The sequence below is a fragment of the Chryseobacterium sp. MEBOG07 genome (genome assembly GCF_021869745.1).
GTDB classification, from domain to species: Bacteria; Bacteroidota; Bacteroidia; order Flavobacteriales; family Weeksellaceae; genus Chryseobacterium; species Chryseobacterium viscerum.
Genome location: NZ_CP084579.1, coordinates 2,906,972 through 2,929,963 on the forward strand (window position 1 = coordinate 2,906,972; position 22,992 = coordinate 2,929,963).

At 35.9% G+C, this 22,992-nt stretch carries 24 protein-coding genes and 3 pseudogenes; 10 read left to right on the forward strand and 17 right to left on the reverse strand.

Annotated elements, in window-relative coordinates:
- The first annotated feature begins 125 nt into the window (after positions 1-125).
- From LF886_RS13405 to LF886_RS13420, 4 genes are all read left to right on the forward strand, one after another.
- Positions 126-716 (forward strand): TetR/AcrR family transcriptional regulator, encoded by a 591-nt coding sequence (locus tag LF886_RS13405; RefSeq protein ID WP_124531366.1) that lies wholly within the window; start codon positions 126-128, stop codon positions 714-716.
- Positions 717-786: 70 nt separating this feature from the next.
- On the forward strand, positions 787-1,245 hold the full coding sequence (locus tag LF886_RS13410) for a hypothetical protein (protein WP_236850036.1): 459 nt from the start codon (positions 787-789) through the stop codon (positions 1,243-1,245).
- A gap of 2 nt (positions 1,246-1,247) precedes the next feature.
- Positions 1,248-1,550, forward strand: coding sequence for a DUF3817 domain-containing protein (locus LF886_RS13415; RefSeq protein ID WP_236850037.1), 303 nt, complete (start codon positions 1,248-1,250; stop codon positions 1,548-1,550).
- Positions 1,547-1,903 carry a rhodanese-like domain-containing protein gene (locus LF886_RS13420; RefSeq protein ID WP_236850038.1) on the forward strand — a complete coding sequence of 119 codons (357 nt, stop codon included), beginning with the start codon at positions 1,547-1,549 and terminating at the stop codon, positions 1,901-1,903. Before LF886_RS13415 ends, LF886_RS13420 begins: the two co-directional genes overlap by 4 nt.
- Before the next feature lie 42 nt (positions 1,904-1,945).
- On the opposite strand, the gene LF886_RS13425 is transcribed toward LF886_RS13420, so the two are convergent.
- Positions 1,946-2,899 (reverse strand): nitrilase family protein, encoded by a 954-nt coding sequence (locus tag LF886_RS13425; protein ID WP_236850039.1) that lies wholly within the window; start codon positions 2,897-2,899, stop codon positions 1,946-1,948.
- 66 nt (positions 2,900-2,965) lie between these two features.
- The gene (locus LF886_RS13430) at positions 2,966-3,763 is read right to left on the reverse strand and encodes an AraC family transcriptional regulator (RefSeq protein ID WP_317207628.1); all 798 of its coding nucleotides are present in this window, start codon (positions 3,761-3,763) and stop codon (positions 2,966-2,968) included.
- Between the two features lie 347 nt (positions 3,764-4,110).
- Here LF886_RS13430 and LF886_RS13435 point away from each other — a divergent pair, with 347 nt between their 5' ends.
- Positions 4,111-4,617, forward strand: coding sequence for a pyridoxamine 5'-phosphate oxidase family protein (locus LF886_RS13435; RefSeq protein WP_124531354.1), 507 nt, complete (start codon positions 4,111-4,113; stop codon positions 4,615-4,617).
- Positions 4,618-4,843: 226 nt separating this feature from the next.
- Here the strand turns inward: LF886_RS13435 and LF886_RS13440 are convergent, their stop codons facing one another.
- The 3 genes from LF886_RS13440 to LF886_RS13450 form a co-directional block, all read right to left on the reverse strand.
- On the reverse strand, positions 4,844-5,077 hold the full coding sequence (locus tag LF886_RS13440) for a thioredoxin family protein (protein WP_236850041.1): 234 nt from the start codon (positions 5,075-5,077) through the stop codon (positions 4,844-4,846).
- A 9-nt stretch (positions 5,078-5,086) separates the two neighbouring features.
- Positions 5,087-5,971, reverse strand: a complete 885-nt coding sequence (locus LF886_RS13445) for a dihydrodipicolinate synthase family protein (protein ID WP_236850042.1) — start codon at positions 5,969-5,971, stop codon at positions 5,087-5,089.
- Between the two features lie 169 nt (positions 5,972-6,140).
- Positions 6,141-6,596, reverse strand: a complete 456-nt coding sequence (locus tag LF886_RS13450; protein ID WP_236850043.1) for a cupin domain-containing protein — start codon at positions 6,594-6,596, stop codon at positions 6,141-6,143.
- Positions 6,597-6,697: 101 nt separating this feature from the next.
- Here LF886_RS13450 and LF886_RS13455 point away from each other — a divergent pair.
- Positions 6,698-8,127: pseudogene (locus LF886_RS13455) on the forward strand (PLP-dependent aminotransferase family protein).
- A gap of 129 nt (positions 8,128-8,256) precedes the next feature.
- Here LF886_RS13455 and LF886_RS13460 read toward each other — a convergent pair.
- The gene (locus LF886_RS13460; RefSeq protein ID WP_236850044.1) at positions 8,257-9,336 is read right to left on the reverse strand and encodes an Atu1372/SO_1960 family protein; all 1,080 of its coding nucleotides are present in this window, start codon (positions 9,334-9,336) and stop codon (positions 8,257-8,259) included.
- A 161-nt stretch (positions 9,337-9,497) separates the two neighbouring features.
- On the opposite strand from LF886_RS13460, the gene LF886_RS13465 reads away from it, so the two are divergent.
- A complete protein-coding gene (locus LF886_RS13465) occupies positions 9,498-10,286 on the forward strand; it encodes an AraC family transcriptional regulator (RefSeq protein ID WP_236850045.1) in 789 nt (262 codons plus the stop codon).
- Between the two features lie 38 nt (positions 10,287-10,324).
- On the opposite strand, the gene LF886_RS13470 is transcribed toward LF886_RS13465, so the two are convergent.
- The 5 genes and pseudogenes from LF886_RS13470 to LF886_RS13490 all read right to left on the reverse strand — a co-directional run bounded on the left by LF886_RS13470 (position 10,325) and on the right by LF886_RS13490 (position 13,989).
- Positions 10,325-10,825 (reverse strand): CinA family protein, encoded by a 501-nt coding sequence (locus LF886_RS13470; RefSeq protein ID WP_236850046.1) that lies wholly within the window; start codon positions 10,823-10,825, stop codon positions 10,325-10,327.
- Between the two features lie 187 nt (positions 10,826-11,012).
- Complete coding sequence (locus LF886_RS13475; protein WP_236850047.1) at positions 11,013-11,231, reverse strand: hypothetical protein; 219 nt, start codon at positions 11,229-11,231, stop codon at positions 11,013-11,015.
- A gap of 189 nt (positions 11,232-11,420) precedes the next feature.
- Complete coding sequence (locus LF886_RS13480; protein ID WP_236850048.1) at positions 11,421-12,035, reverse strand: Crp/Fnr family transcriptional regulator; 615 nt, start codon at positions 12,033-12,035, stop codon at positions 11,421-11,423.
- A gap of 52 nt (positions 12,036-12,087) precedes the next feature.
- Positions 12,088-12,684, reverse strand: coding sequence for a Crp/Fnr family transcriptional regulator (locus tag LF886_RS13485; protein WP_236850049.1), 597 nt, complete (start codon positions 12,682-12,684; stop codon positions 12,088-12,090).
- A gap of 421 nt (positions 12,685-13,105) precedes the next feature.
- Positions 13,106-13,989: pseudogene (locus LF886_RS13490) on the reverse strand (DMT family transporter).
- Positions 13,990-14,085: 96 nt separating this feature from the next.
- On the opposite strand from LF886_RS13490, the pseudogene LF886_RS13495 reads away from it, so the two are divergent.
- Positions 14,086-15,506, forward strand: a pseudogene (locus tag LF886_RS13495) (PLP-dependent aminotransferase family protein).
- A gap of 130 nt (positions 15,507-15,636) precedes the next feature.
- Here LF886_RS13495 and LF886_RS13500 read toward each other — a convergent pair.
- The 5 genes from LF886_RS13500 to LF886_RS13520 all read right to left on the reverse strand — a co-directional run bounded on the left by LF886_RS13500 (position 15,637) and on the right by LF886_RS13520 (position 18,958).
- Entirely contained in the window at positions 15,637-16,233 is a 597-nt protein-coding gene (locus LF886_RS13500) for a Crp/Fnr family transcriptional regulator (RefSeq protein ID WP_089691886.1), read from the reverse strand.
- Positions 16,230-16,610: a bacillithiol system redox-active protein YtxJ gene (ytxJ, locus tag LF886_RS13505; RefSeq protein ID WP_124531326.1), complete on the reverse strand. Its 381-nt coding sequence runs from the start codon at positions 16,608-16,610 to the stop codon at positions 16,230-16,232. The genes LF886_RS13500 and ytxJ overlap by 4 nt, the downstream gene beginning before the upstream one ends.
- Positions 16,607-17,008 (reverse strand): DUF1569 domain-containing protein, encoded by a 402-nt coding sequence (locus LF886_RS13510; protein ID WP_236850050.1) that lies wholly within the window; start codon positions 17,006-17,008, stop codon positions 16,607-16,609. The genes ytxJ and LF886_RS13510 overlap by 4 nt, the downstream gene beginning before the upstream one ends.
- A gap of 53 nt (positions 17,009-17,061) precedes the next feature.
- Entirely contained in the window at positions 17,062-17,598 is a 537-nt protein-coding gene (locus LF886_RS13515; RefSeq protein ID WP_236850051.1) for a YfiT family bacillithiol transferase, read from the reverse strand.
- A gap of 217 nt (positions 17,599-17,815) precedes the next feature.
- Positions 17,816-18,958 (reverse strand): DEAD/DEAH box helicase, encoded by a 1,143-nt coding sequence (locus tag LF886_RS13520; protein ID WP_236850052.1) that lies wholly within the window; start codon positions 18,956-18,958, stop codon positions 17,816-17,818.
- A gap of 213 nt (positions 18,959-19,171) precedes the next feature.
- On the opposite strand from LF886_RS13520, the gene pncA reads away from it, so the two are divergent.
- Entirely contained in the window at positions 19,172-19,777 is a 606-nt protein-coding gene (pncA, locus tag LF886_RS13525; protein ID WP_236850053.1) for a bifunctional nicotinamidase/pyrazinamidase, read from the forward strand.
- Positions 19,778-19,936: 159 nt separating this feature from the next.
- On the forward strand, positions 19,937-21,502 hold the full coding sequence (locus tag LF886_RS13530; RefSeq protein WP_236850054.1) for an amidase: 1,566 nt from the start codon (positions 19,937-19,939) through the stop codon (positions 21,500-21,502).
- 233 nt (positions 21,503-21,735) lie between these two features.
- Here the strand turns inward: LF886_RS13530 and LF886_RS13535 are convergent, their stop codons facing one another.
- The gene (locus tag LF886_RS13535) at positions 21,736-22,917 is read right to left on the reverse strand and encodes a pseudouridine synthase (RefSeq protein WP_236850055.1); all 1,182 of its coding nucleotides are present in this window, start codon (positions 22,915-22,917) and stop codon (positions 21,736-21,738) included.
- Positions 22,918-22,992: the final 75 nt, after the last annotated feature.

The window sequence follows — 22,992 nt, forward strand, 5'->3', positions numbered from 1 at the left end:
CAAGGCAAATTTCCGACGAATTATTGTATTATAAAAATTATTTAAATTGTATTAATGTATCAGAATAATGATAGTTTTATTTTTTGTTTAAATTTTGTTCCTTTGTATTATAAACAGCAGTTTTTATGAAGAAATCCGAAGCAACCCGTCTTACTATTCTCCAGAAAGCCTTTGAACTAATCTATGAGAAAGGCTTTCAGACAACGAGTATTGACGAGATTATTGCAAAAACTCAGGTCACAAAGGGTGCTTTTTATTATCATTTCAAAACTAAGGATGAAATGGGTCTTGCCATTATCACTGAACTTTTGAAATCTACTTTCAGAAAAACTTTTATTGATACTTTACAAAACGGTCCAAATCCTCTGGAAAACATCTATCAGGTCTTCTATAATCTTCTCATGGAAAATGATTTTCTAAAGGTTGAATACGGCTGCCCTACTTCTAATTTTGTACAACAGATGGCTCCATGGCATACTGCATTTACGGAAGCTCTGCACAAACTTTCAAAAGAATGGGAAAATGCTTTCACAGAGTGTATTGAAAAAGGCAAAGAAGCTGGATTGATCAAAAAAGAAGTAAGCGCAAGAGAAGTGAGCGTTTTTGTAATTTCAGGATACTGGGGCGTAAGGAATATGGGTAAACTTGAAAACTCAAAAGAAGTTTATCTTGTTTATTTAAAAGGACTTAAGTCTTATTTCAATACTCTTCAATAATTTTTTTGATTAAAAACATACTAATTAGTATGTTTTTGTTATACCTTTGCTTCATTCGAAAAAACAACCGATGTATCAGACTCTTACTTTTTTGCACTCCCTGACCCGCTGGCTGGTTTTATTAAGTTTATTCTATGCAATTTTCCGATCTTTTAAAGGATATTTTTCAGGCAGAAAATTCACCAAAACGGATGATTCAGTACGGCATTGGACCGCTACTATAGCGCATATTCAATTGATCATAGGAATGATATTTTATTTTAAAAGTCCGGTTATCCAATATTTCTGGAAGAATCTGAACGAAGCCAAAGAATCTTTTGAACATCTGTTTTTCGGATTAATCCATATTTCACTGATGATAACGGCTATTATTATCATCACGATCGGCTCTGCTTTAGCCAAACGAAAGGATTCAGATAAAGAAAAATTTAAAACGATGGGAATCTGGTTCTCCATTGCACTGATCATTATTTTCATTGCGATTCCGTGGCCCTTTTCTCCTTTTGCAAACAGACCTTATTTCAGATAATTATGATGGATTTATTTAAAACAAAGATCGGCCGGCTGAGGATTCTGGCTATTTTAGAAGGTATTTCACTGTTGAGCCTAATATGCATTGCTGTTCCCATGAAGTATGGGATGGGAAATCCTTTATTTGTAAGAATATTGGGTCCCATTCACGGAACATTATTCCTTCTTTTCCTGTTCAACACGCTGAGCGTGGGTGTAGAGCAAAACTGGAAGTTTAAAGAGGTAACATGGAAAGTGATCTTAGCCTGTTTTATTCCGTTCGGAACGTTTTATATTGATAAAAAAATACTAAGCAAGCTATGAAGAGTTTTCTCATATTCTGCGGTATAGCGCTTATCTTGTATGTTGCTTATAAAATTTACCGCTTCCAAACCCTAGATAACGGATTACCAGAACTGATGAAAAAAGGAGCCGTTATTCTTGATGTAAGAACCGAAAAAGAATATGAAACAGGACATATAGAAGGTTCCGTCAATATTTCGTTGGGAACCATCAGAGAGCGATATAGAGAACTTGATCCTGGAAAAACATACATCACCGTATGTTCTCACGGGTTAAGAAGTGTAAAAGCTGAAAACATTCTAAAAGAGAGGGGCTTCAAGCACATCTACAATGGCGGTGCCTGGAGCGATCTGCAGAAAACCATTCATCAGTAAATGAATCTCTCCTATAGATTATACTACAGGAGAGATTGTATTTTAAACTGTTTTATCGTCAAGCCACACCACTTTCTGCTCAGACGAATGTTCCTGCCCTATTATAGATCCATACAATTCCGGCCTGCGGGCTTTAATATACCTATATCCTCCTGCCTGGGTAAGTTTTTCAGGAGTAATCACAGCAGATTCGAAACTGTCATCGAAGGAACGGCATTCGGCAATGACATCACCGAAAGGATCTATAATCATGGAACATCCGTTTTTCAATTGGTCATCATCCATACCAATCGGATTTGAAAAAACAATATAAGCTCCGTTATCATAGGCTCTTGATGGCAGCCACTTCATCAGCCAGTCTCTTCCCTTCATCCCGTTAAATTCCAACCGTAAAGAGGTAGGATCTGCTTCTCTGTTTTCCCAAAGTTGAGGGTCTACAAAACCGGCTCCCGGCCTTGTAGAAGGCGTACACATGGTAACGTGAGGCATGAAAATAATTTCAGCACCAAGAAGTCTGGTAGCCCTCACATTTTCAATAATATTGTTATCATAGCAGATGAGAATACCACATTTCCAGCCCAAAATATCAAACACGCAATACTCATTACCGGGGGTAAGATGGGGATTGATAAAAGGATGCAATTTTCTATATTTTGCCTTCAACCCTGTTTTATCAACACATACATAGGCTTTGAATAGGTTATTATGTTCATCTTTTTCAAACAATCCGGCTAATATGACGATATCATAGCGAGCAGCAATCTCCTGCAGTTTTTGAATGCTTTCTCCTTCCGGAATACGCTCTGCAACATCAAGCAGCTGTTCTTTAGAAAGTTTTCGGGCGAAAGTATAGCCTGTAATAGAGCATTCGTGGAAAACAATTACATCAGACCCCTCAGAAGCAGCTTTGCCAGCCAGCTTTTCTATAACAGAGAGGTTATAAGCTTTGTCTCCACTTTTATTTTCAAATTGTGCGGTTGAAATTTTAATATTCATTGATTTTTTTTGACAAAACTAGATCAGATCGTCGTCAAAAAATTGTATAAAACCGACATGAATAGTTTACAACTCGATGAAATTAACAGCCATTTTATTTTCTGTTTTCAGGTATTGTTTGGGGGTAAGTCCGATATTATTTTTAAATTCCCTGATAAGGTGCGATTGATCAGAATAGCCCGCTTCATAAGAAAGCATCGCCATATTTTTATGATCAATACCTTTATTGATAAGGCTTAAGAAGTAATGAAGGCGTATAATATTTCCATATTTTTTAGGGGTTACTCCCATATGATATTCAAACTTCCTTTCCAAGTGGCGTTCTGAGTATCCTGTAAATTTTTCTAAGTCCTTGGATGATACGACACCTTTATGCTGAAGAATATATTTTTGAGTAGCCATCATAATCTGATGATCAATACTTATTCTTTCTGATAAAAATTCGGTAAAAAAAATATTCAGATGATTAATAATATCTGAAGGATCAACTTTATTAAAAAGCTTTTCCTGAAAGACTTCGAATCTGTTTTTCAATACATCTTCCACAGAAACAATCTGATTTTGAATCTCTTTTGCAGATGTTTTTAAAAGGATATTCAGAAAATAAGGTTGAAACACAACAGCAATCAAGGAAAATCTGCCTTTTGAAGAAAAATCTTTATATCCGTTTAATGCTCCGTAAAAAAAAGAAAGCGGCATCCGATCCTCAGAAATACCAGAATACAGTTTCATATCTCCGGATAGAATAAGTCCGGAACTTCCATCAGTAAAGAGTCTTAAACTCCTCATATTCTCCTCGGAATTTTCCAAAAAGATATAATGCCTTATAAAAGGAGCCAGATGTTTAGGAGGTGAAATCTGCATTCATCAAATTTACGTAAAACTTATTTCTAGAAAAGAACAATATCTAAATTTAAGACATGCAAAAATATAAATTTAAATTATCACGCAGATTTTGAAAATTAAGCAGATCTATACATAATTATCTGCGCAATCTGTGTGATCTGCGAGAGATAAAATTCTTGCACTTTATATAACATAGAAAACATCCTACATCTTTGCGATTTCCAAAAAAATAAAACAAATCCGTTTTAGGTACCACATTTTATTCCCTTTTGGTCGGGTATTTGAATGTTTTAATGAATAATATTCATCAAATTCTGTTGAATAAATTAATTTAAACATCAACCAATCACTTAAAATAGTATATTATGTCAACACAAAATCTTACCCATCTCGAAGCGATCAAAAAAATCAAGGAATTGTCAGAAAAAGCCCGAATATGTATGTTCTGTACAGAATTGGAAACTGTTCCTGTGAATTCAAGGCCCATGACACTGCAGGAAACGGATGACAGCGGAAATCTCTGGTTTATCAGCAGTGGAAACAGCAACAAGAATTTTGAAATAAAAGAAGACCGACAAGTACAGTTGTTTTTCATGAATAACAGTGATTCCCAGTATCTTTCAGTGTACGGAAAAGCTTCTGTTTATAAAGATAAAGCCACCATAGAAGAAAAATGGTCTCCTCTCGCTAAGGCCTGGTTTGACGGAAAAGATGATCCGAATGTTACCATTATCCGGGTAGAACCCAAGGAAACTTATTATTGGGACACTAAAGCTGGAAAACTGGTGAGTCTGTTTAGCTTTGTTGCATCAGCAATAACAGGTCATAAAACCAATAATTCTGACGGTATAGAAGGAAATGCTATAATTTAGACGGTACAAAATAAACCATAAATTCTCTCACAGATTTTGCAAATTAAGCAGATCTATAAATCATCAGCAAAATCAGCGAGAGATAAAAATAGTCAGCATTTAATTTTATCAAAGATAAAATCCTCGCGCCTTACAACACAAAGTACCTATTATATTTGCGCCTTAGCGCTTTCCAACAATAAAAAACGGCTCAATTTCTTGAGCCGTTTTTACAAGATTAAAAATACTATTTTTTCACATCTTCCATAGATGCTCCAAAATTAATATGAAGAACATTCCCGTTAGGAGTTACTAAAGCAGGCACAGATTGTACACCCGCTTTTTCAGCGTCTTCAATTTTGCTTCTCTCGTTTCCCAAATGGATGATTTCAACATTTTCAGGACCTACAAGATTGATAATATCGTGTTCTGCACTGATGCACACAGGACATCCGGCATGATAAAAAATGGATTTTTTCATAAGATTGTATTAATTAGTAAGAGTTTTAATAATATTTTTTAACTCTTCAGTTTCTTTTTCATGAAGAGGTTTTAAGGGACTTCTCAGATTTCCGCCATCTTCACCCAGAATAGTAAGACCTGCCTTTACAGCTCTCGGCAATCCTTTATTGACAATGAATTTTAAGAGATCAAACTGCTGGTAGAAAATAGCTTTTGCTTTTTCAAGGTTTCCTTCCTCTACCGCATTATAGAGGTTGATATTGAGTTCAGGAATAAGATTCGGGGCTGCGGTACACCACCCTCTCGCTCCAGCAGAAAATGCTGCCAATGCCAAAGGATTTGAACCGTTATAAAACGCTACTTCTTCTCCCAATTCTCTTCTCAGAGAATGCATTCTCTGTATATCTCCGGTACTTTCCTTGATCATGGTTACATTAGGAATCTCAAGAAGTCTTTTCAACAGAGCGGGCGACATATCTACTCCACTCGTGGCAGGATTGTTATATGCCATAATGGGAATGGAAATTTTACGGGCCACCGCATCATAATGCGTTACAATCTCATCATCAGTAAGTTTCCAGTAGCTCATCGGAATAATCATAACCGCATCTGCGCCTGCTTTCTCTGCAAACTGAGCATGGTGGATTGTTTTCTCTGTTGTAAGATTGGAAACCCCTACAAGAGTCGGAATTCTTCCTTTTACCTGCTGTAAAGTGGCTTCCGTCACTTCTTCTTTTTCTTCATCAGATAAGTAAGGCATTACTCCCGTACTTCCCAATGGAGCAATCCCATGACTTCCGGAAGTAATCAGCCTTTCTACAAGATGTTTGAAAAGGGTAATATTTACTTTTTCATTTTCATCAAAAGGTGTTATGGGATAGGCAATAATCCCTTTGAATGGCACATTTTTCATGTTTTGTGAGTTTAAAAATTTAAAATAATTTTTAGCAAAAGGTGTAAACCATTAAGAGAAATTAAACTGTTAAGACAATTAAGTAATAGCTTCACTTTGAAAAAGAAAATCATATCCATTATCAATAAAAATCTGTAAAACGATCCCTTAATGGTTTACCTCTCAAATATTAAAGGTCTCTGCCTTCCTCTTCTCTCAAAGCAACCCCTAAGTTCTGCAGTTGAGGAGCATTTTCGCAGGCAATATATTTGGCAGATTCCGTATCACTTAGGTTCTGGTGCTTATGCCATGCCCATGAAGGAATATATACGGCATCTCCGGCTTCCCAATGTACCTTTTCACCTTCTACTTCTGTCCATCCTTTTCCTTCAATGACAAACAATACGGTTTCATAAGTATGACGGTGCTTATTGGTCTGCTGCCCAGGAAGTAGTCCACCGATTGTCATGCTGACATTTTTACTCGGAAGATCTACAAAGAAAACCGGGTGCTTTCTTTCCGTTGAAAACTGATTGTGCTCTCCTGCATTCTCTACATTTTTATGAATTAAATGGCTTGGCTTTACATACTTTGGTCTTGCAAAAGTTTCGTGGAAATCTTTAGAACTGAATTCTTTCTTGTCCATGATTTTAAAATTATTATGGTTTTGTGCTTTATTGCATGACAAAATTATTCTATATTTGGACTATTAAAATGATTCAGTTTTCATATAAATAGATAGTCCAGATGTTACGACCTTGGAAATTAGAATTAGAAATAGATAAAAAGCTTGATAAAGCAGTTTATCTACAGATTGCAGATACGATTATCAGCGATATCCGTTCAGGCAGGTTAAAAGCCGGGGATGCACTTCCCGGAAGCAGGAATCTTGCGCAGACGTTAAAAATCAACAGGAATACCGTTGTGGAAGCCTATCAGGTGCTTATCAATGAAGAATGGGTAATTTCTAAAGAAAGAAAAGGTATTTTCGTATCAGAAAATCTGCCTGTTTTGCATGAGAGAAATGCTGATCATATCAATAATACCGGACAGCAGCAGGTCTTGTCTACTGGGTTTTTAATCAATTTTGACGATGGTCATCCAGACAGTAAACTTGCACCCGTAACGGAGCTGGCAAGAGCTTACAGACAGATCTTCAGCATCAAGGCAAAGTGGCAGATGATGGGTTATGGAGATGAACATGGTGATATTGAATTTCGAAAAATGATCTCCCAGATGCTCAATCACCAGCGTGGAATGCACATTCATGAAAATGAAATTTCAATTACACGAGGCAGCCAGATGGGAATGTTTCTGACCGCGCAAAGTCTTTTAACTTCAGGAGACCAAATTATTGTAGAAGATCCCGGATATCAGCCTGCATGGCGTGCCTTTGAATATGCTGGTGCAACCCTCCTATCCGTTCCTGTAGATCAGGAAGGAATCAGTATTGAAGCCATTGAGAAACTGGTGACACAGCATCAGAATATAAAGGCCATATACATAACTCCTCACAGGCAATATCCTACTACGGTTACGCTGAGTCTCTCAAGAAGATTAAGACTGATTGAATTATCAAACCAATACAATATCACGATCATTGAAGATGATTATGATAATGAGTTTCATTTTGGATATCGTCCTATCCTGCCGATTTCAAGCTTTCCCGAACTTCACAATTATGTATATATCGGGACATTGAGTAAGGTGGTAGCCCCTGCTTTGAGGATCGGTTATCTGGCGACTAAAAACCAGGAATTACTGAGGAAAATAGGGGATCTGAGGAAAATTATTGATGTACACGGAGATGTGATTATGGAACAGGCTGTTCTTCAGTTGATCAGGGAAGGTGCTGTGAAAAAACATATTAAAAAAGCAACGGTACATTATAAAAACAAGCGAGACTTTGTTTTTGAATTGTTGAAAAAACATATGAAAGACATTGTAGATTTTACACTGCCTGAAGGGGGCTTGCCTTTTGGATTGTTCCCAAAATACAATTGGATTGGGATATCGTAACAGATTTACTGCTGGAAAAAAATATTAAGATCATTCATCCGAAACAATACAGTCAAAATCAGGTTAATGGTTTCAGACTGAGCTATGGAGCGCTTTCTGAGGAGCAGCTGGAGCAAAGCATTCCTATTATTTCAGAGGTTTTTTCTAAATTTTCTTAATTATTTTAACCACAGATGCACACAGATTTTTATGCTTTCATTAGCATTTCATTGTACCCTTTATACACTTATAATCTATATACATCTGTGGTTAATATTTGAAATACTACTGCAGATTTTGATTGAAGTCTACTCTACTTCAAAAATCGCCTGAATCTCCACTGAAGAGCCTACAGGAATAGAGGAAGCTCCCAAAGTAGCTCTGGCATGTTTCCCTTTCTCTCCGAAGACTTCAACGGCCAGATCAGAAGCAACGTTCATCAGGTCTGCATGTTTGGTATAATCATCTTTGGTATTGAAAATTCCGGTAAGCTGAACACATTGTTTTACTCTGCTTAAGTCTCCTCCTACAGCTTCATTCAATACAGAAATAACATTCAGCATGGTCACTTTTGTAGCATCCTTTACCTGTTGCTCATTGACTTCCACTCCTAATTTACCAGGATTGAAAATCTTTCCGTCTTTCAAAGCAACCTGATTAATAAATACCAGATTTCCGGAACGGACAAACGGCTGATAATTTCCTGCCGGTTTAGGAACCTGTGGAAGGATAATATTTTTCTGTTTCAATATTTCATTGAAATTCTGATGATTTTCAACCATAGCTGTCGTTTTTTTAGATCTTGTACCTTGTAATGCCAGCGCTACTTTTGCAAAGTTTTTTCCTTGCAGCTCGGCTATATTTCGTTCCCCTTTTGTAGGTCGTTCAACATCTTTTAAAGAAGCCATACTCGTCACTCCTAAAACCGTATTTCCCTGCGGAATTGCTTTATTCAGTTCTTCAGTTCCTCGAATTCCGTTAGAAACCAATACCATTCCGTGCACCGCAAGACTGTTCCAGAATGCCTGAAGTGCCAGCTCTTTTCCTGCTCCGCTTCCTGCCGACATGAATACCGTCGCCGGAACGCCTTCTAATCCATGATTGGTCCAAATTTGAACCGTTTTGGATAAAAATTCACTCATTCCTGTGCTGATATTTCCGAAATAAACCGGTGAGCCAAAAGCAATTCCATCATAATTTGTCAATTCATCTACCGTGGCCACAGGCAGATTTTTAAGATTGGGATTTTGTGATGCTTTGACCAATTTTATATAAGGAACTGCATTGTTTTCGCTTTCAATTCCTTTGGCAATTTCCTTGGCCAGTTCGTAAGTTCCGCCATTATCTGAATGGATAAGAACCAATATTTTAGCTTTATTTTGTGCCATGATGTTGGTGATATTAGATACTAAAATTAAAATAAAAAAAAGACATAATTTTTTCATTCTGAATAAGATATAGGTTTTATTTGTATTGATATAATTGATAGTACAAAAATACTACTGGCGTTTTTATTAAATTTGCCAAAATATACATACAAAACGACAACATGAAATGTGGATTGATTGAAAAAACGGAAAGCCAATTTGTAGATTCCATCGAAAAAGAAGCTTATGTGTGGTGTGAAAAAAACTGGAAACATGATGATTATGAACATAAACACAACCGTGCCCAGCTAACTTTTGTGGAAGAAGGATACCAGTATTTTCATATCGACAGGAAAATTTATCTTGTCCCACAGCATCATGTCATCTGGATTCCTTCAGAAAAAGCTCACAAAATCACTTCTGAAGCCCAAACAGTGAATTTGATGGTATTCCTTTTCAAATCTGTCTTTGAAGATGAATTTTATAAGAATGTTCAGGTATTTGCCGTTCCGCCGGTTTTAAAGGAAATGCTGTTGTATGCTTCAAAATGGAACCAATCATTGGATGAAAATGAAGAACAGGATATATTTTTTAAAGCTATTTTAAAAAGTCTTCCCAATTTCTGCAGAGAAAGCAACGGACTGGAAATTCCTGTTCCTACGGATGTAAGACTGATTCCTGTATGTAATGATATCAATTCCAATTTCAGATACAATCTGGATATTGATTCCTTAGCTGAAAAAGCACAAATGTCTGTAAGAAGTCTCCAAAGAATTTTTAAAAACGAAACAGGAATTACTTTACAAAAATATCTGCAGCTGACAAGAATTTTAAAAAGCATTGAACTGATTGACACTAAGCAATATACTTTGAGTGAAGTTGCTTATAAAGTAGGATATCAAAGTCTTTCTGCATTTACGTCATCTTACTTCGCGATCATGCAGTCCAAGCCAAAACTAAACAAAAATTAAATCTTTAATACAATCAGCATACAGCTGAAAGTATGTAGTTATTTTAAAATTAAAAGACCGTTAAGTTCACTCTTAAAGCATCCCAAAATAAATTCCGTGTAATACAGCTGAGCATTTAAAGCCTGGGTTTTGGGGTGTAGTTCCAGTTTTTTATTCAGAATGATCTCCCCTTTATAGGAGAATGAGAAATAAGCAAAAATTTTATGTCCCGAATCCCGGATTGGTGTACAATATCCGGTGGTTGCAATAGACCAGTCAGATTCAAAAAGCTTTGCAACGTTTAATGCCATTGTTTGGGCAATATTTTCTGATACACAATCACATTCTTCGGCTTCCGGTCTGCTGACCTTTAATAATCTTACTTTTTCCTCTAAAGAATAAGTTGTTATCCCTCCTTTATAGAACAAAGAGGCATTGGGCATTTGTGAAAAGGCCAACTGCAAGCACCCTGAAGTGACACTTTCAGCGATAGAAATAGTTTCATCAGTAGTTAACAGAGACTGGCTTATATAATCAAGAAGATTTTTTTGAAATTCCATAATAAAATATTTTGAGTGGTTGGATAAAACATTAAATAATAGGATCAAAAAGCCACTGAATGTTTAAAAACAGCAGCTTTTATGATTACAATATTTAAATGATGTGAAGGTGTTCGTATTGTTATTAAATCTTTGTCAAAAGCAATTAAATAAGAATTTAGAGTATTATAAAGCTTACAGTATTCATTTAATTTTCCTTATTCTCATCGACATTAATGGATGTTTCAGCCATCTCTGCAGGTTGCCAATTCGGACTCTCAGCCTTATGAATATCTTTAAGAGCACTTATAAAAAATGGGTAAAGCAAAGCGTTCTTCATCTCATCCTCCTTTACAGCAGCATGATCTCGTTCCGTTTTTACAGCTGTGGAGGCAGTGGTATTGGATTCTGTGGTTTTATCAGCCATAATATGAATTTATATTATTGATTCTTACAGCCCATACATGGCATTAGTCTACAATTTCAAAGATGAACAAAGGGTGAACAACTTTATATTTCTCTTATTTAAGATGTTAAAAATTGTGTTGAAAATTATTATTTCAAATGTAGGTTATAATAATTCACTTTTTTATGATTTGAATCATCAAAATCGATATTAATATAAAATCTTTCGGTCTTTTAAAGTGATATTACCCTCTTTTTCCATCTTCTTTAAAGTTCTGATGACCGTTTCTACCCGGAGACCTACAAGATTGGCAATCTGTTGTCTGGTAAATGCAATATGAAAACACTGATGGCAGTCTTCATCATGATAGCTCTTAAGATAATCTAATAAGGCTCTCAATCTTTGCACTGGATTTTGAGATGCCATACTCTGCATCATTTTCAGTTTATAAAAAACTTCCTGAGAAAGGCAGGCATTCATTTCCAGAGAAAGATCGTGATTCTGGCTGAGCATTTCAAAGAAATTATTTTTGGGAAGTCTTATAATTCTAGCTTCCTCAAGACATACTGCATTGATCGGGTAATCCTGATTGAGAAAAAGCATTGCTTCTCCAAAACTCTGCTTCTTGCCTAAAATATTATGAATAAACTCTTTTCCGTCTTCATTATAGTTATTAAGCTTTACTTTCCCCTCACCAATCTGAAAATAATAAAGTGAGTGATCTCCTTCTTTAAAAACCATTTCACGTTTTTTCAAATCCCGATCTTCTGCACCAAAGGAATACAGAAGATTTTCATCAATGTTCATACAGCTTATTGTTTTCATAGTTTTATAAAGATTTAAATAAAAAAATCATAAAATAATATCTGAAATAGGGTTAATATAAAATTTTACGGTTTTCAATTCTTAAGATTTTATCTCTTTCCATATGTTTGATCGTTCTTATGGCAGTTTCTACGCAAAGTCCTGTAAGACTTGCCATCTGCTGCCGTGTCAGGGGAACCAAAAAAGAGTAAGGAGATAGATTCTTTTGAAAACTTTTAAGATAGTCCATTAATCCTTTCAGTCGTATAGATGGATTTTGTGAGGAAAGGTTCTGCATCATGATAAACTTATAATACAGACGTTCTGAAAGGTAACTGCTCACTTCCATGCATAATTCCGGAGATTCACTCAGTAAATTAAAAAAAACAGATTTATGGAGCCTTAGAACACTGCATTCTGTAATGGCTTCAGCATTCATAGGATAAGGTTTTTTTATAAAAAGAATAGATTCTCCACAGCTTTCTCCATCGGATAAAATGTTTTGAATAAATTCTTTCCCTTCCTCATTATAATTGTTCAGTTTCACTTCCCCTTTACTAATCTGGTAATAATAATTGGGGATATCTCCTTCACAGAAAATCATTTCTGAAGGGGTATAATGTCTCGTTTCTGCTCCCGCTGAAATCAAAATATTTTCGTCGATAACCATAATAATTGTTTTTGGCGTTGTTTTCTTCTTATCCTCTTCTTAGTCTTAGTAAAAATATCATTGGGAACTGATTTTGGTATGCATGCAAAAACCACACCTTAATCTTTGTTTATAAAGTTAAAAAAAGTTAAAACCATTGACAACTTTGATTAATTTTTGACTTATTAATTATTTATTTACATTAAAACTCAAATTAATTTACATTTTTGATACCACATTTTTACAAATAACTGTTTTAATTATTTGTAATAAAATAAGACAATAAACCCCGTTTTCACTCAGTGAAACGGGGTTTTAAAAGGAATAACAGAAAAAATTGTTATTTTTTTTATATTTTATTTAGAGGGCCGGATGACATCAATACTTTTTTGAAAGTCTTAAATCCTTATGCCTAGGGATAAAATTAGATATTGTATCTCAATTATTTCGCAAATTTTTTGGTTCCGGCAACACATAAGATCACTCCTACTGTAACTCCCAGCATTCCCATACTTACCGGCTCATGTAAAAATAAGCTGCCAAAGCAAGACCAAAGAATGGCTGAAGAAGCTGAAGCTGCCCTACTGAAGTAATCCCTCCCTGCGCTAGGCCTTTATACCAGAATATAAAACCAATGAACATGCTGAATAATGAGATATATCCCAATCCGAACCAGCCTTTAGAACTTACTGCTTCCAGATTTGTAGGGAAATAAATAAAAAATAACGGCAGCATTATAGGTAAGGATAAAACCAATGCCCATGAAATGACCTGCCATCCCCCTAAAGTCTTTGACAACTTTGCTCCTTCAGCGTAGCCAAGACCACATAAAATAACAGCCAACAGCATCAGAATATCGCCGATAGGAGAAGCCGAAATTCCCTGAGAAAAAGCATAACCAATGACTAAAACACTACCAATTATGGAAAAGAGCCAAAATATAGGATGCGGTCTTTCTCCTCCACGGAACACGCCAAAAATAGCGGTCGCTAAAGGCAGCATCCCTAAAAATACAATAGAATGAGCAGATGTCAGATATTGTAATGCCAGAGAAGAAAGCAACGGAAATCCTATCACACAGCCAATTGCTACAAGAACTAAGGAAAATATCTGATTTTTTGCAGGGCGCTTCTCTTTATAAATCAGTAAAACAGAAAGAGCCAGTAATCCTGCAATTACTGCCCGTGCAATGGTCACAAATATAGGATCCATCTCCATGACAGCTAATTTTGTAGCAGGCATTGAACCGCTAAAAAGCAGTACTCCTATGAAACCATTTATCCAGCCGCTTACTGCCTGGTCTTTTGAAATTGTATTTGTCATCATTTTAAGAAAGGTTTTAATTGATGGTTCAAAATTAGAAAGGATAATTTGATAAACACAGTCTCAGTTTTGTATATTTGCATGAACACAGTTGAACGTATGAGTAAAGAATTTTTATATACAGAAATTGCAGACGGAATTGCAGGACAGATCAGAAATGGCATTTTAAAAGCCGGAGATAAGCTTCCTTCGGTAAGAATGCTATGCCAGGAACATCAGGTAAGTATGAATACAGCCAAGCGTGTTTTCCTGGAGCTGGAATCTCAGTCTTTAGTGGAATCAAAACCGCAGTCTGGTTATTTTGTAAGCCAGTTGCTCTCTGCAAAACTCCCTTTACCGGAAGTCAGCCGTCCGTCATTGATCGCCAATAATGATGAACCGGACGAGCTGATCAGCAAAGTATATGAAAATATGGGTAAAAAAGACCTTACTTTTTTCTCAATCGGTATTCCGTCAGGAGATCTGCTGCCTCAGGCAAAGCTGAAAAAGAAATTGTAAATGCCATCCGGGAATTAAAAGAAGGAGGCACCGAATACGAAGAACTCCAGGGAAATCTGAAACTCAGGAGAATGATCGCCATACGTTCTTTACAATGGGGTGGAAATCTGAGTGAAAATGATCTGATCACAACCAATGGCGGGATGAATGCCTTATCTTTTTGCTTAATGGGGCTGGGAAAACCTGGTGATACGATTGCGATTGAAAGTCCTTGTTATCCCGGAATTCTACAGTTGGCCAACGGATTGGGTTTAAAAGTACTGGAACTTCCTACCCATCCCACTACCGGAATAGAAATTGAGGCTTTGAAGAAGGTAATTCCCAAAATAAATATGTGTCTGCTTATTCCCAATTTCAACTCTCCTTTGGGAAGCTGTATGCCGGATGAAAACAAAAAGGAAATTGTAAGAATACTTTCTGAAAACAACATTCCATTGATTGAAGATGACGTCTATGGAGATCTTTATTTCGGGTCTGCCCGTCCAAAATGCTGTAAATCTTTCGATAAAGATGGAAGCGTACTGTATTGCAGTTCCATTTCAAAAACACTGGCGCCGGGATATCGTGTAGGATGGATTGCTCCGGGAAGATATAAAGATAAAATCATGAAACTTAAGCTCCTGCACTCTACTTCATCTATTTCAATTGTGAATGAAGCAGTTGCCAACTTTCTGAAATCAGGAAAATATGAAAAACACCTCCAGCAGCTTCGCAGAACATTACAGTTCAATTACCAGAACTATGTTCAGACCATTGCAGAATCGTTCCCGGAAGGGACCAAAACCAGCCGTCCGCAGGGAGGATTATCATTATGGGTAGAGTTTGACAAGAAGATACGCACAACAGAATTATATGATCTGGCCATCAAACAAAATATAAGTATAGCTCCCGGAAGAATGTTTACCTTTCAGGAGCAGTTTGAAAACTGTATGAGGCTTTGTATAGGACTTCCATGGACGGAAAATACACAGACAAAACTCAGACAGGTCGGAAATCTTGCAAAAAAAATTTATTTGAAATAAGGAATATAGAGGCTGGAAGATGGAAGTTATTGTGTTTTAAATTATATCAATTCTTATTGATAATGTCTTAATAGCTCCCTAAGTTCTTTTATGTTCACTAGAACTTCAAGCCTCCATCTTCCGGCCTTTTCTATTTGTTATCCGGAACGAAATTTTTTCTCGCCAGTTCTTTTCTTACACGGCTCAGACTTTCAGGAGTAATCCCAAGGTAAGAAGCGATCATCCATTGCGGAACTCTCAAGAGCAAATCCGGATACATTTTGATGAACTTCATATACCTTTCTTCAGCAGTCTCTCCCAGCAAGGAATTGATTCTGTTCTGAAGGCTTCTGATATGTTTCTGAAGGAGAAAATCACTTCTTTCAATACTGTTGGGGAACTGCTCCACCAATTTGTTGAAGAAATCAGGATGCAGAAAAAGCACTTCCGAATCTTCAACTGCTTCTATATAATAAATAGATTTTTCATTGAAATAAAGACTGCTTCGGTCAGAAATCAGCCAGCTTTCCGGAGCAAACTGTATAATATGTTCCTTCCCGTTTTTATCAATGGAATACATCTTTATCAGTCCTTTTTCTACAAAGAATATATGACGGCATATCTCACCGTACTGAAGAAGAAACTGATTTTTAGGGATCTTCTTTACTTCATAATGCAGACTACAGGTATTAACGTTCTGAAGAGGAACATTTAAAACCTTGGCTAGATAATTATTTATATTCTTCATGATACAATCTGGCTTAAAGAAATATCCTGATGTGAAGCATTATTGATAGGCTTCCCATTCTCTATAACGATCAGCTGCGGACTTTCATGCCGTACCCCAAGCTCTACCGCTATTTTACTTGAAATAGCCCTGTTAGCCAACAGATCCAAATAATATAAACTAACCGGCTTGTCTGAATGTTCAACTTCTCTTTCAAAGTTTTTCAGTACAGTCTTGCTGATGAAACAGCTTGTTGAATGTTTAAATATTGCTATCTTATTCTGAAAAGAATCTTCTATAGCTTTTTTCAGATCTTCTTCAGATTCTATTTTTTTCCAGAACGATTTCTGATCAGGGGTTTCGCTCTTTCCACCGAATATTTTATCAAAAAAACTCATACACTAAATTGTTTTAAATGATGATCAAGATGTTTGTATTCTAAAAATTCCCAGTCTTTTTCAGTCATGTTTCCGAATAATCTGTGACGGTTTGGCAGGTTGCTTTTTGCACAAGCCTCCCCAAACTCCTCCAGCGTTTTCAGCAGATTGGTTTTTGATTCATCAAAATCACACTCAAAATTAACGATTAGTTTTTGAAAAGTAGGCATGTTTCTGGGAATTCCATTATTGAAAACATACATTTCTACTTTTGTAAAGATTCCTATTGTCTCAAACAGGATATTGATACGGGGAAGGTCTACTTTTTTCAAAGCTACTTGAAGGACTAGATCACAATGCTTTAGCATTTGGGACACGCTCATTTTCCCCCATTTTCCTGAGGAATTTTCAGATAACATGGAAATTCTGTTTACAATCTCCTTATAATATATTGGATTATTAAGATGCTTTCTTACCAACCTTTTTCGTTCTTCAGATTTTCAATATGAGCAAAATGATGGTTACAATGCCAGACGTATAAAGCAAGGCTCTCTCTTAAGTCATAATTTTTGTTGTGTTCAGGGTGATGAAACGTTCTTTCAAATTGTTTATTTGTAAGACTTTTAAGGAGTACAACCCATCTTTGGTGAGTTCCTTTCAGCATTCTCATAGCCGGTTTTACAGGCATATGATAGCTGTCCTGAAGCTCTGCCCATTTAGCCTCATCATAAGGTTTTATGGTAGGATTATCTTCCGTAAGAGCCAGTTTGAAACGGATAAAACTGTTCATGTGGCTGTCTGAAAGATGGTTCACAAGCTGTCTAACAGTCCATCCTCCTTCCCTGTAAGGAGTGTCCAGCTGATCATCCGTAAAATGCTCAATGAGGTTTTTTAGTCTGCCGGGAAAATCTTTGATCACTTTGATGTAAGTATCCAACGTGGTGTCACAGATATCCTCAGGAACTTCAAACGGTCCTATTGGAAACTTTTTTTTCTCTAAATCACTCATTGCTCAAGGTTTTATTTTTTAATTATTGCCGATTTGTCCGATGCTTATCTTTTAGAACAATTTTATCAATATCAGCTTGTGTAAATTTATCAAAAATTCAAGAATCTAAGGTGAAGAAAGCATTAATTGTACCGATAACAATTTTTGTGGTACCTATTCTCATCAAAAAAGGCTTCAATGATAAACTGAAGCCTTTTTAAATTATATTGATGAAGGACTAATAACCATGCAGATCAATACCTTCTGTTCTTTGCAGAGTAACTTTTTTACCCATTTTCTTTTGAATGACTCTGAAATGCTGCAGTTCATCATCTGTCAGAATGCTAATAGCCGTTCCTTTTTCATTAGCTCGCCCTGTTCTACCAATACGGTGAATGTAATCTAATGGCGAACGCGGCAATTCATAATTGATTACACATGGTAATGACTCGATGTGAATTCCACGGCCTATTAAGTCTGTAGCTACCAAAATCTGAGCTCCGTTTACTTTGAATTCTTCAAGGTTATTTCTACGGGCACCCTGAGATTTCTGACTGTGGATGGCTACCGCTTTGATTTTATTCTTTTTAAGCTTTTCTACTAAATTATCTGCAGATCTTGTAGACGAAACGAAAATCAATGCTTTTTCAACTTTCTTTTCTTTAATCAGATAGCGTAAAAAAGGACCTTTATCTTCAGGAGAAACATGATAAGCCAACTGCTCGATATTATCAATTTCAACTTCTTCTTTCTTAATTTCAATAATGACAGGATTAATGGACAAACGTTCCTTCATCTCAGAAACCTTATCATTTAAAGTTGCCGAAAACAAAGTGGTTTGTTTCACGACAGGCATCATTGCAAAAAGCTTATTCATTTCTTCGCCAAAACCTAGCTGAAACATTTTGTCTGCTTCATCAATTACCAGGTGCTGGATTCCTGAAATACTCAATGCATTATGATCAATGAGGTCTAATAAACGTCCGGGAGTTGCGATCAAAACTTCTACTCCAAACATTCCTTTCATCTGTGGGTTAATAGAAACCCCTCCATAAACTGCCATCGTACGAATCTCCCTTTTAAGATTTTCTGTAAAAGCTCTGAAAACTTCATCAATCTGAATGGCCAATTCACGGGTAGGCACCAATATTAAGACCTGAACATTACGGTCTTTTTTAACTTCCGAATTCTGTAATTTTTCTAAAATTGGCATCACAAAACAAGCCGTTTTTCCGGAACCTGTCTGTGCAATACCCATCAGATCTTTCCCCTGCAAAATAACAGGCACCGCCTGCTCCTGTATTGGAAATGGCTTTAAATACCCCAATTTGTTGACAGAACGAATAATATTGTGTGATAATCCTAAAGACTCAAATGACATAAAATACTTATTTACGGCAAAGATAAGCTATTGATATTTGGTTTATGCTTTGAAAGCTACTCCTCTGCCAATAAAGTTGAATTATTTTAATTTCTCGTTCTTTTATCCTGTCTTTACTGGAAATTTATTTTGCCGATTTGTCCGATAATTCAGTTTTGGACAAATTTTTGAAGATTAGTTTTGTAAATTTATCAAAAATTCGAGAATCAAAATATGAAAAAAGCATTAATAATAGTCGATGTACAGAATGATTTTTGTGAAGGCGGAGCACTTGCAGTCCCTGGATCCAACGAAATTATTCCATATATCAATCTTCTGATGGAGGAAAATGCATATGATCAAGTGGTTTTAACGCAGGACTGGCATCCTGCAGGTCACAAAAGCTTTGCAAGCAGTAATGGAAGAAAGGTAGGAGAAAGTATTATTTTAAATGGTGTTCCTCAGTTTATGTGGCCTGATCACTGTATTCAGGGAACTTTCGGAGCAGAATTCCATAAAGATCTGAACAGAGATAAGGTAACACACATTATACAGAAAGGTAAAAATATTGAAATTGACAGCTATAGCGGTTTCCAGGACAATAATCACTTTATGAAAACCGGTTTGGATGATTTCTTAAAATATCACGACATCCAATTGGTGGAAATTGTAGGATTGGCATTAGATTATTGCGTTAAATTTACCTCTTTAGATGCTGTAGCTAACGGATATGTTACATGCCTTCATTTCAACGGGACACGTGCTGTAAACGTAAAACCAGACAATGCAAGAGATGCAATTTATGATATGATCGAAAAAGGAGTTACTGTTCTTGGATAATCAATATTCAACTCACTTTTAGTACTATACATGTACTGATTAATATACATTCAAAAGCGTAGGAATTTATTTCTGCGCTTTTTCTATAATCAAAACACACGTTTTCCAACAGCTTAATACATTTGGGATAATTCTTTATATTTGAGAAAAACATTTGTAATGAAGAAAGTAATTCTATCCGCTATAGTCTTTTTTGGAGTGCTTACTAAGGCTCAAGGTACAGCAGATTCGCAATTCAAATATCTGGAATATGATATTGAAAAGATCCAAAATCTGTATAGAAATAATAAAGTGACGGTAAAAGAGGTTGTTGAAGCTTATTTTAAACGCATCAATGATATTGATAAAAACGGAATACAATTAAACTCTGTGATCACTACCAATCCGGATGCTATTAAGATTGCTGACTCTTTGGATCATTTGGATTCAAAGTTTAAAAATAAGCCATTATTTGGAATCCCTGTATTATTGAAAGACAATATAGATACTCATGATAAAATGCCCAATACGGCAGGTTCTCTGGCTTTAAAAAACTCTTTTCCGCTACAAGATAGTTATCTCGTTAAAAAACTTAGAGATGCAGGTGCTGTAATCATTGGAAAAACCAATCTTAGTGAATGGGCAAATTTCAGAGGGGAGAAATCCACAAGTGGCTGGAGTGGATTGGGCGGACTTACCAAAAACCCTTATATTCTTAATAGAAATACCTGTGGGTCCAGTGCAGGTTCAGGGGCTGCTATCTCCTCCAATCTCGGCATAATAGCAATCGGCACAGAAACTAATGGATCTATCGTTTGCCCTTCAAGTTTCAATGGAATTGTTGGTTTAAAACCTACTGTTGGTTTAATTTCCAGACAAGGAATTATTCCCATTTCCAGTTCACAGGATACCCCGGGACCTATGGCAAGAACGGTGAAAGATATTGCTATAAGCCTTGGAACGATGGCAGGTGAGGATAAAAATGATAAGAAGACCATTGGTAATACACCATTTCTACATAAAGATTATACCCAATTCCTTACTCTAACAGGATTGAAAGGAAAAAGGTTCGGATATGTAAAGGGAATTACCAAAGGAGCCAATAAAAAAGTGGACGATTTATTTTTACAAACATTAAAAATATTAGAAGCTCAGGGAGCCACAATTGTTGAAATAGAAAAAGATTGGATTTCACCCGAAATTTCAAAAAACTCTTTTGAATTAATGGTCAGTGAATTTAAGGATGATTTGAATGATTATTTAAAATCTTTAGGAAAAAATGTAGCAATAAAAAATATAGATGAGCTAATTGCTTTTAACAAAAACAACAAAGAAGAACTTCAATACTTTGGACAAGAATATTTGGAGATTTCGGCTAAAAGTAATGGGAAGAAAGATAAGAATTATAAAAAGGCAGTTACAATTGCACAAAAAGGTAGCCAACAAGGAATAGATTCTGTAATAAAAAAATATAATTTAGATGCAATAATAGCTCCTACTACTGCGGAAGCATGGAAAACAGATTTGAAAAATGGGGATAATTATGAAAATTTCTATTCAAGTTCCAGCCCTGCAGCTATTGCCGGATATCCAAGCATTACCTTACCCATGGGCTATATAAATGAATTACCTATTGGTATTTCTTTTTTTGCCGGAAAATGGGAAGAAGGTAAGCTGATCAATATGGCCTATTCATTTGAACAGATCAACCCACAAAGAAAAGTTCCTCAGTTTTTAAAAGAATAGCAAGTTTACTATCCGTTACAATATATCAAATACAGTTTTTAACTCCTGATCTTTTAAAATTTGATTAATTGTCAACTTATTTCAACAGGGAACATACAAAAACAAAAAAAGCGCAGAAAGTTCTGCGCTTTTTTATTCTTTACACTTAAAAGTACTGTTTAAAAGAATAAATGAAATAAGTTTGAAACATGAATCTGTTATTCATAATTTATAACTCATCATTCATTATTATTCTAAAGCATTTTAAGGTTGTTTACTTCCAGTTCTGTAAGGATTCTCCAGTGTCCTCTCTTGATATTCTTCTTCGTTAATCCTGAAAACATTACTCTGTCTAAAGATTCTACTTCATATCCTAATCTTTGGAATATTCTTCTCACAACACGGTTCCATCCGATGTGAATCTCAATTCCGATCTCATTTTTAGGTTTCCCTTCAATGTATGAAATCTGATCAACAAGGGCAACTCCCTCATCAAGACGGATCCCTTCAGCAATAAGACGTAGATCTTCAGCCGTAAGCTTTTTATCCAGCGTTACATGATAAATCTTTTTAGCATCAAAAGATGGATGCGTAAGTTTTTTAGTCATGTGTCCGTCATTCGTTAACAAAATAACTCCTGTTGTAGAACGATCCAGTCTTCCAACCGGGAAAAGTCTGTAAGGAGAAGCATTCGCTACAAGATCCATTACAGTTTTTCTTGCTTTATCGTCTTTCGTAGTAGAAATATAACCTTTCGGCTTATTTAAAAGTACATATACAGGCTTTTCAGGAGTAATATTTTGTCCGTCAAAGACTACTCTATCTGTTTTCTGTACCTGATACCCCATTTCATTGACAACTTTTCCGTTTACTTCCACCAATCCCTGAGTAATCAGTTCATCAGCTTCTCTTCTGCTGCAAATCCCGGAATTAGCGATATACTTGTTAAGACGGATAGTGTCTTTATGAACGTCTTTTTCGATTTTATTCAATCTCCTTTTCTGTACAAAAGATCTTGTTTTGTCTTCATTTCTTTCATCTCCACTAGAGGGTCTTCTTCCGTATTTCAGGCTGCCTCTTTCATACTTATCTCTGGTATCGAATTCTCTTCCGCCTCTTTTAGGTTTTCCAAAAGATTTTTTCTCATAGCCCTCACTTTTGTTCGTGATATAAGGTTTTCTTTCAGATTTTGAACCAGAATCGTCATTCGAGCTTTCTGCACTATCGGTATTTCTTTTGAAAGGTTTCTTTTCAAATCTTGAGTTGGATCCTTGATGTTCTGGGCCTTTTTTTCCGCCTTCTTTAGCAAAAGGTTTCTTGAAAGACTTTGATCCTGAAGAATTTCCAGATCTGGAAGCACGAGAATCATCAGAACTTTTCTTGGTTGAAATTCTTGGTCTCTTTGGTCTGTCTGAATTATTATTATCTCTGCTCATTCTAAAAATTTCTGCAAAGATAGTAATTTAGTTACGAGTTAAAAATTAAGAATCATAACTTTGCAATATAGTTTA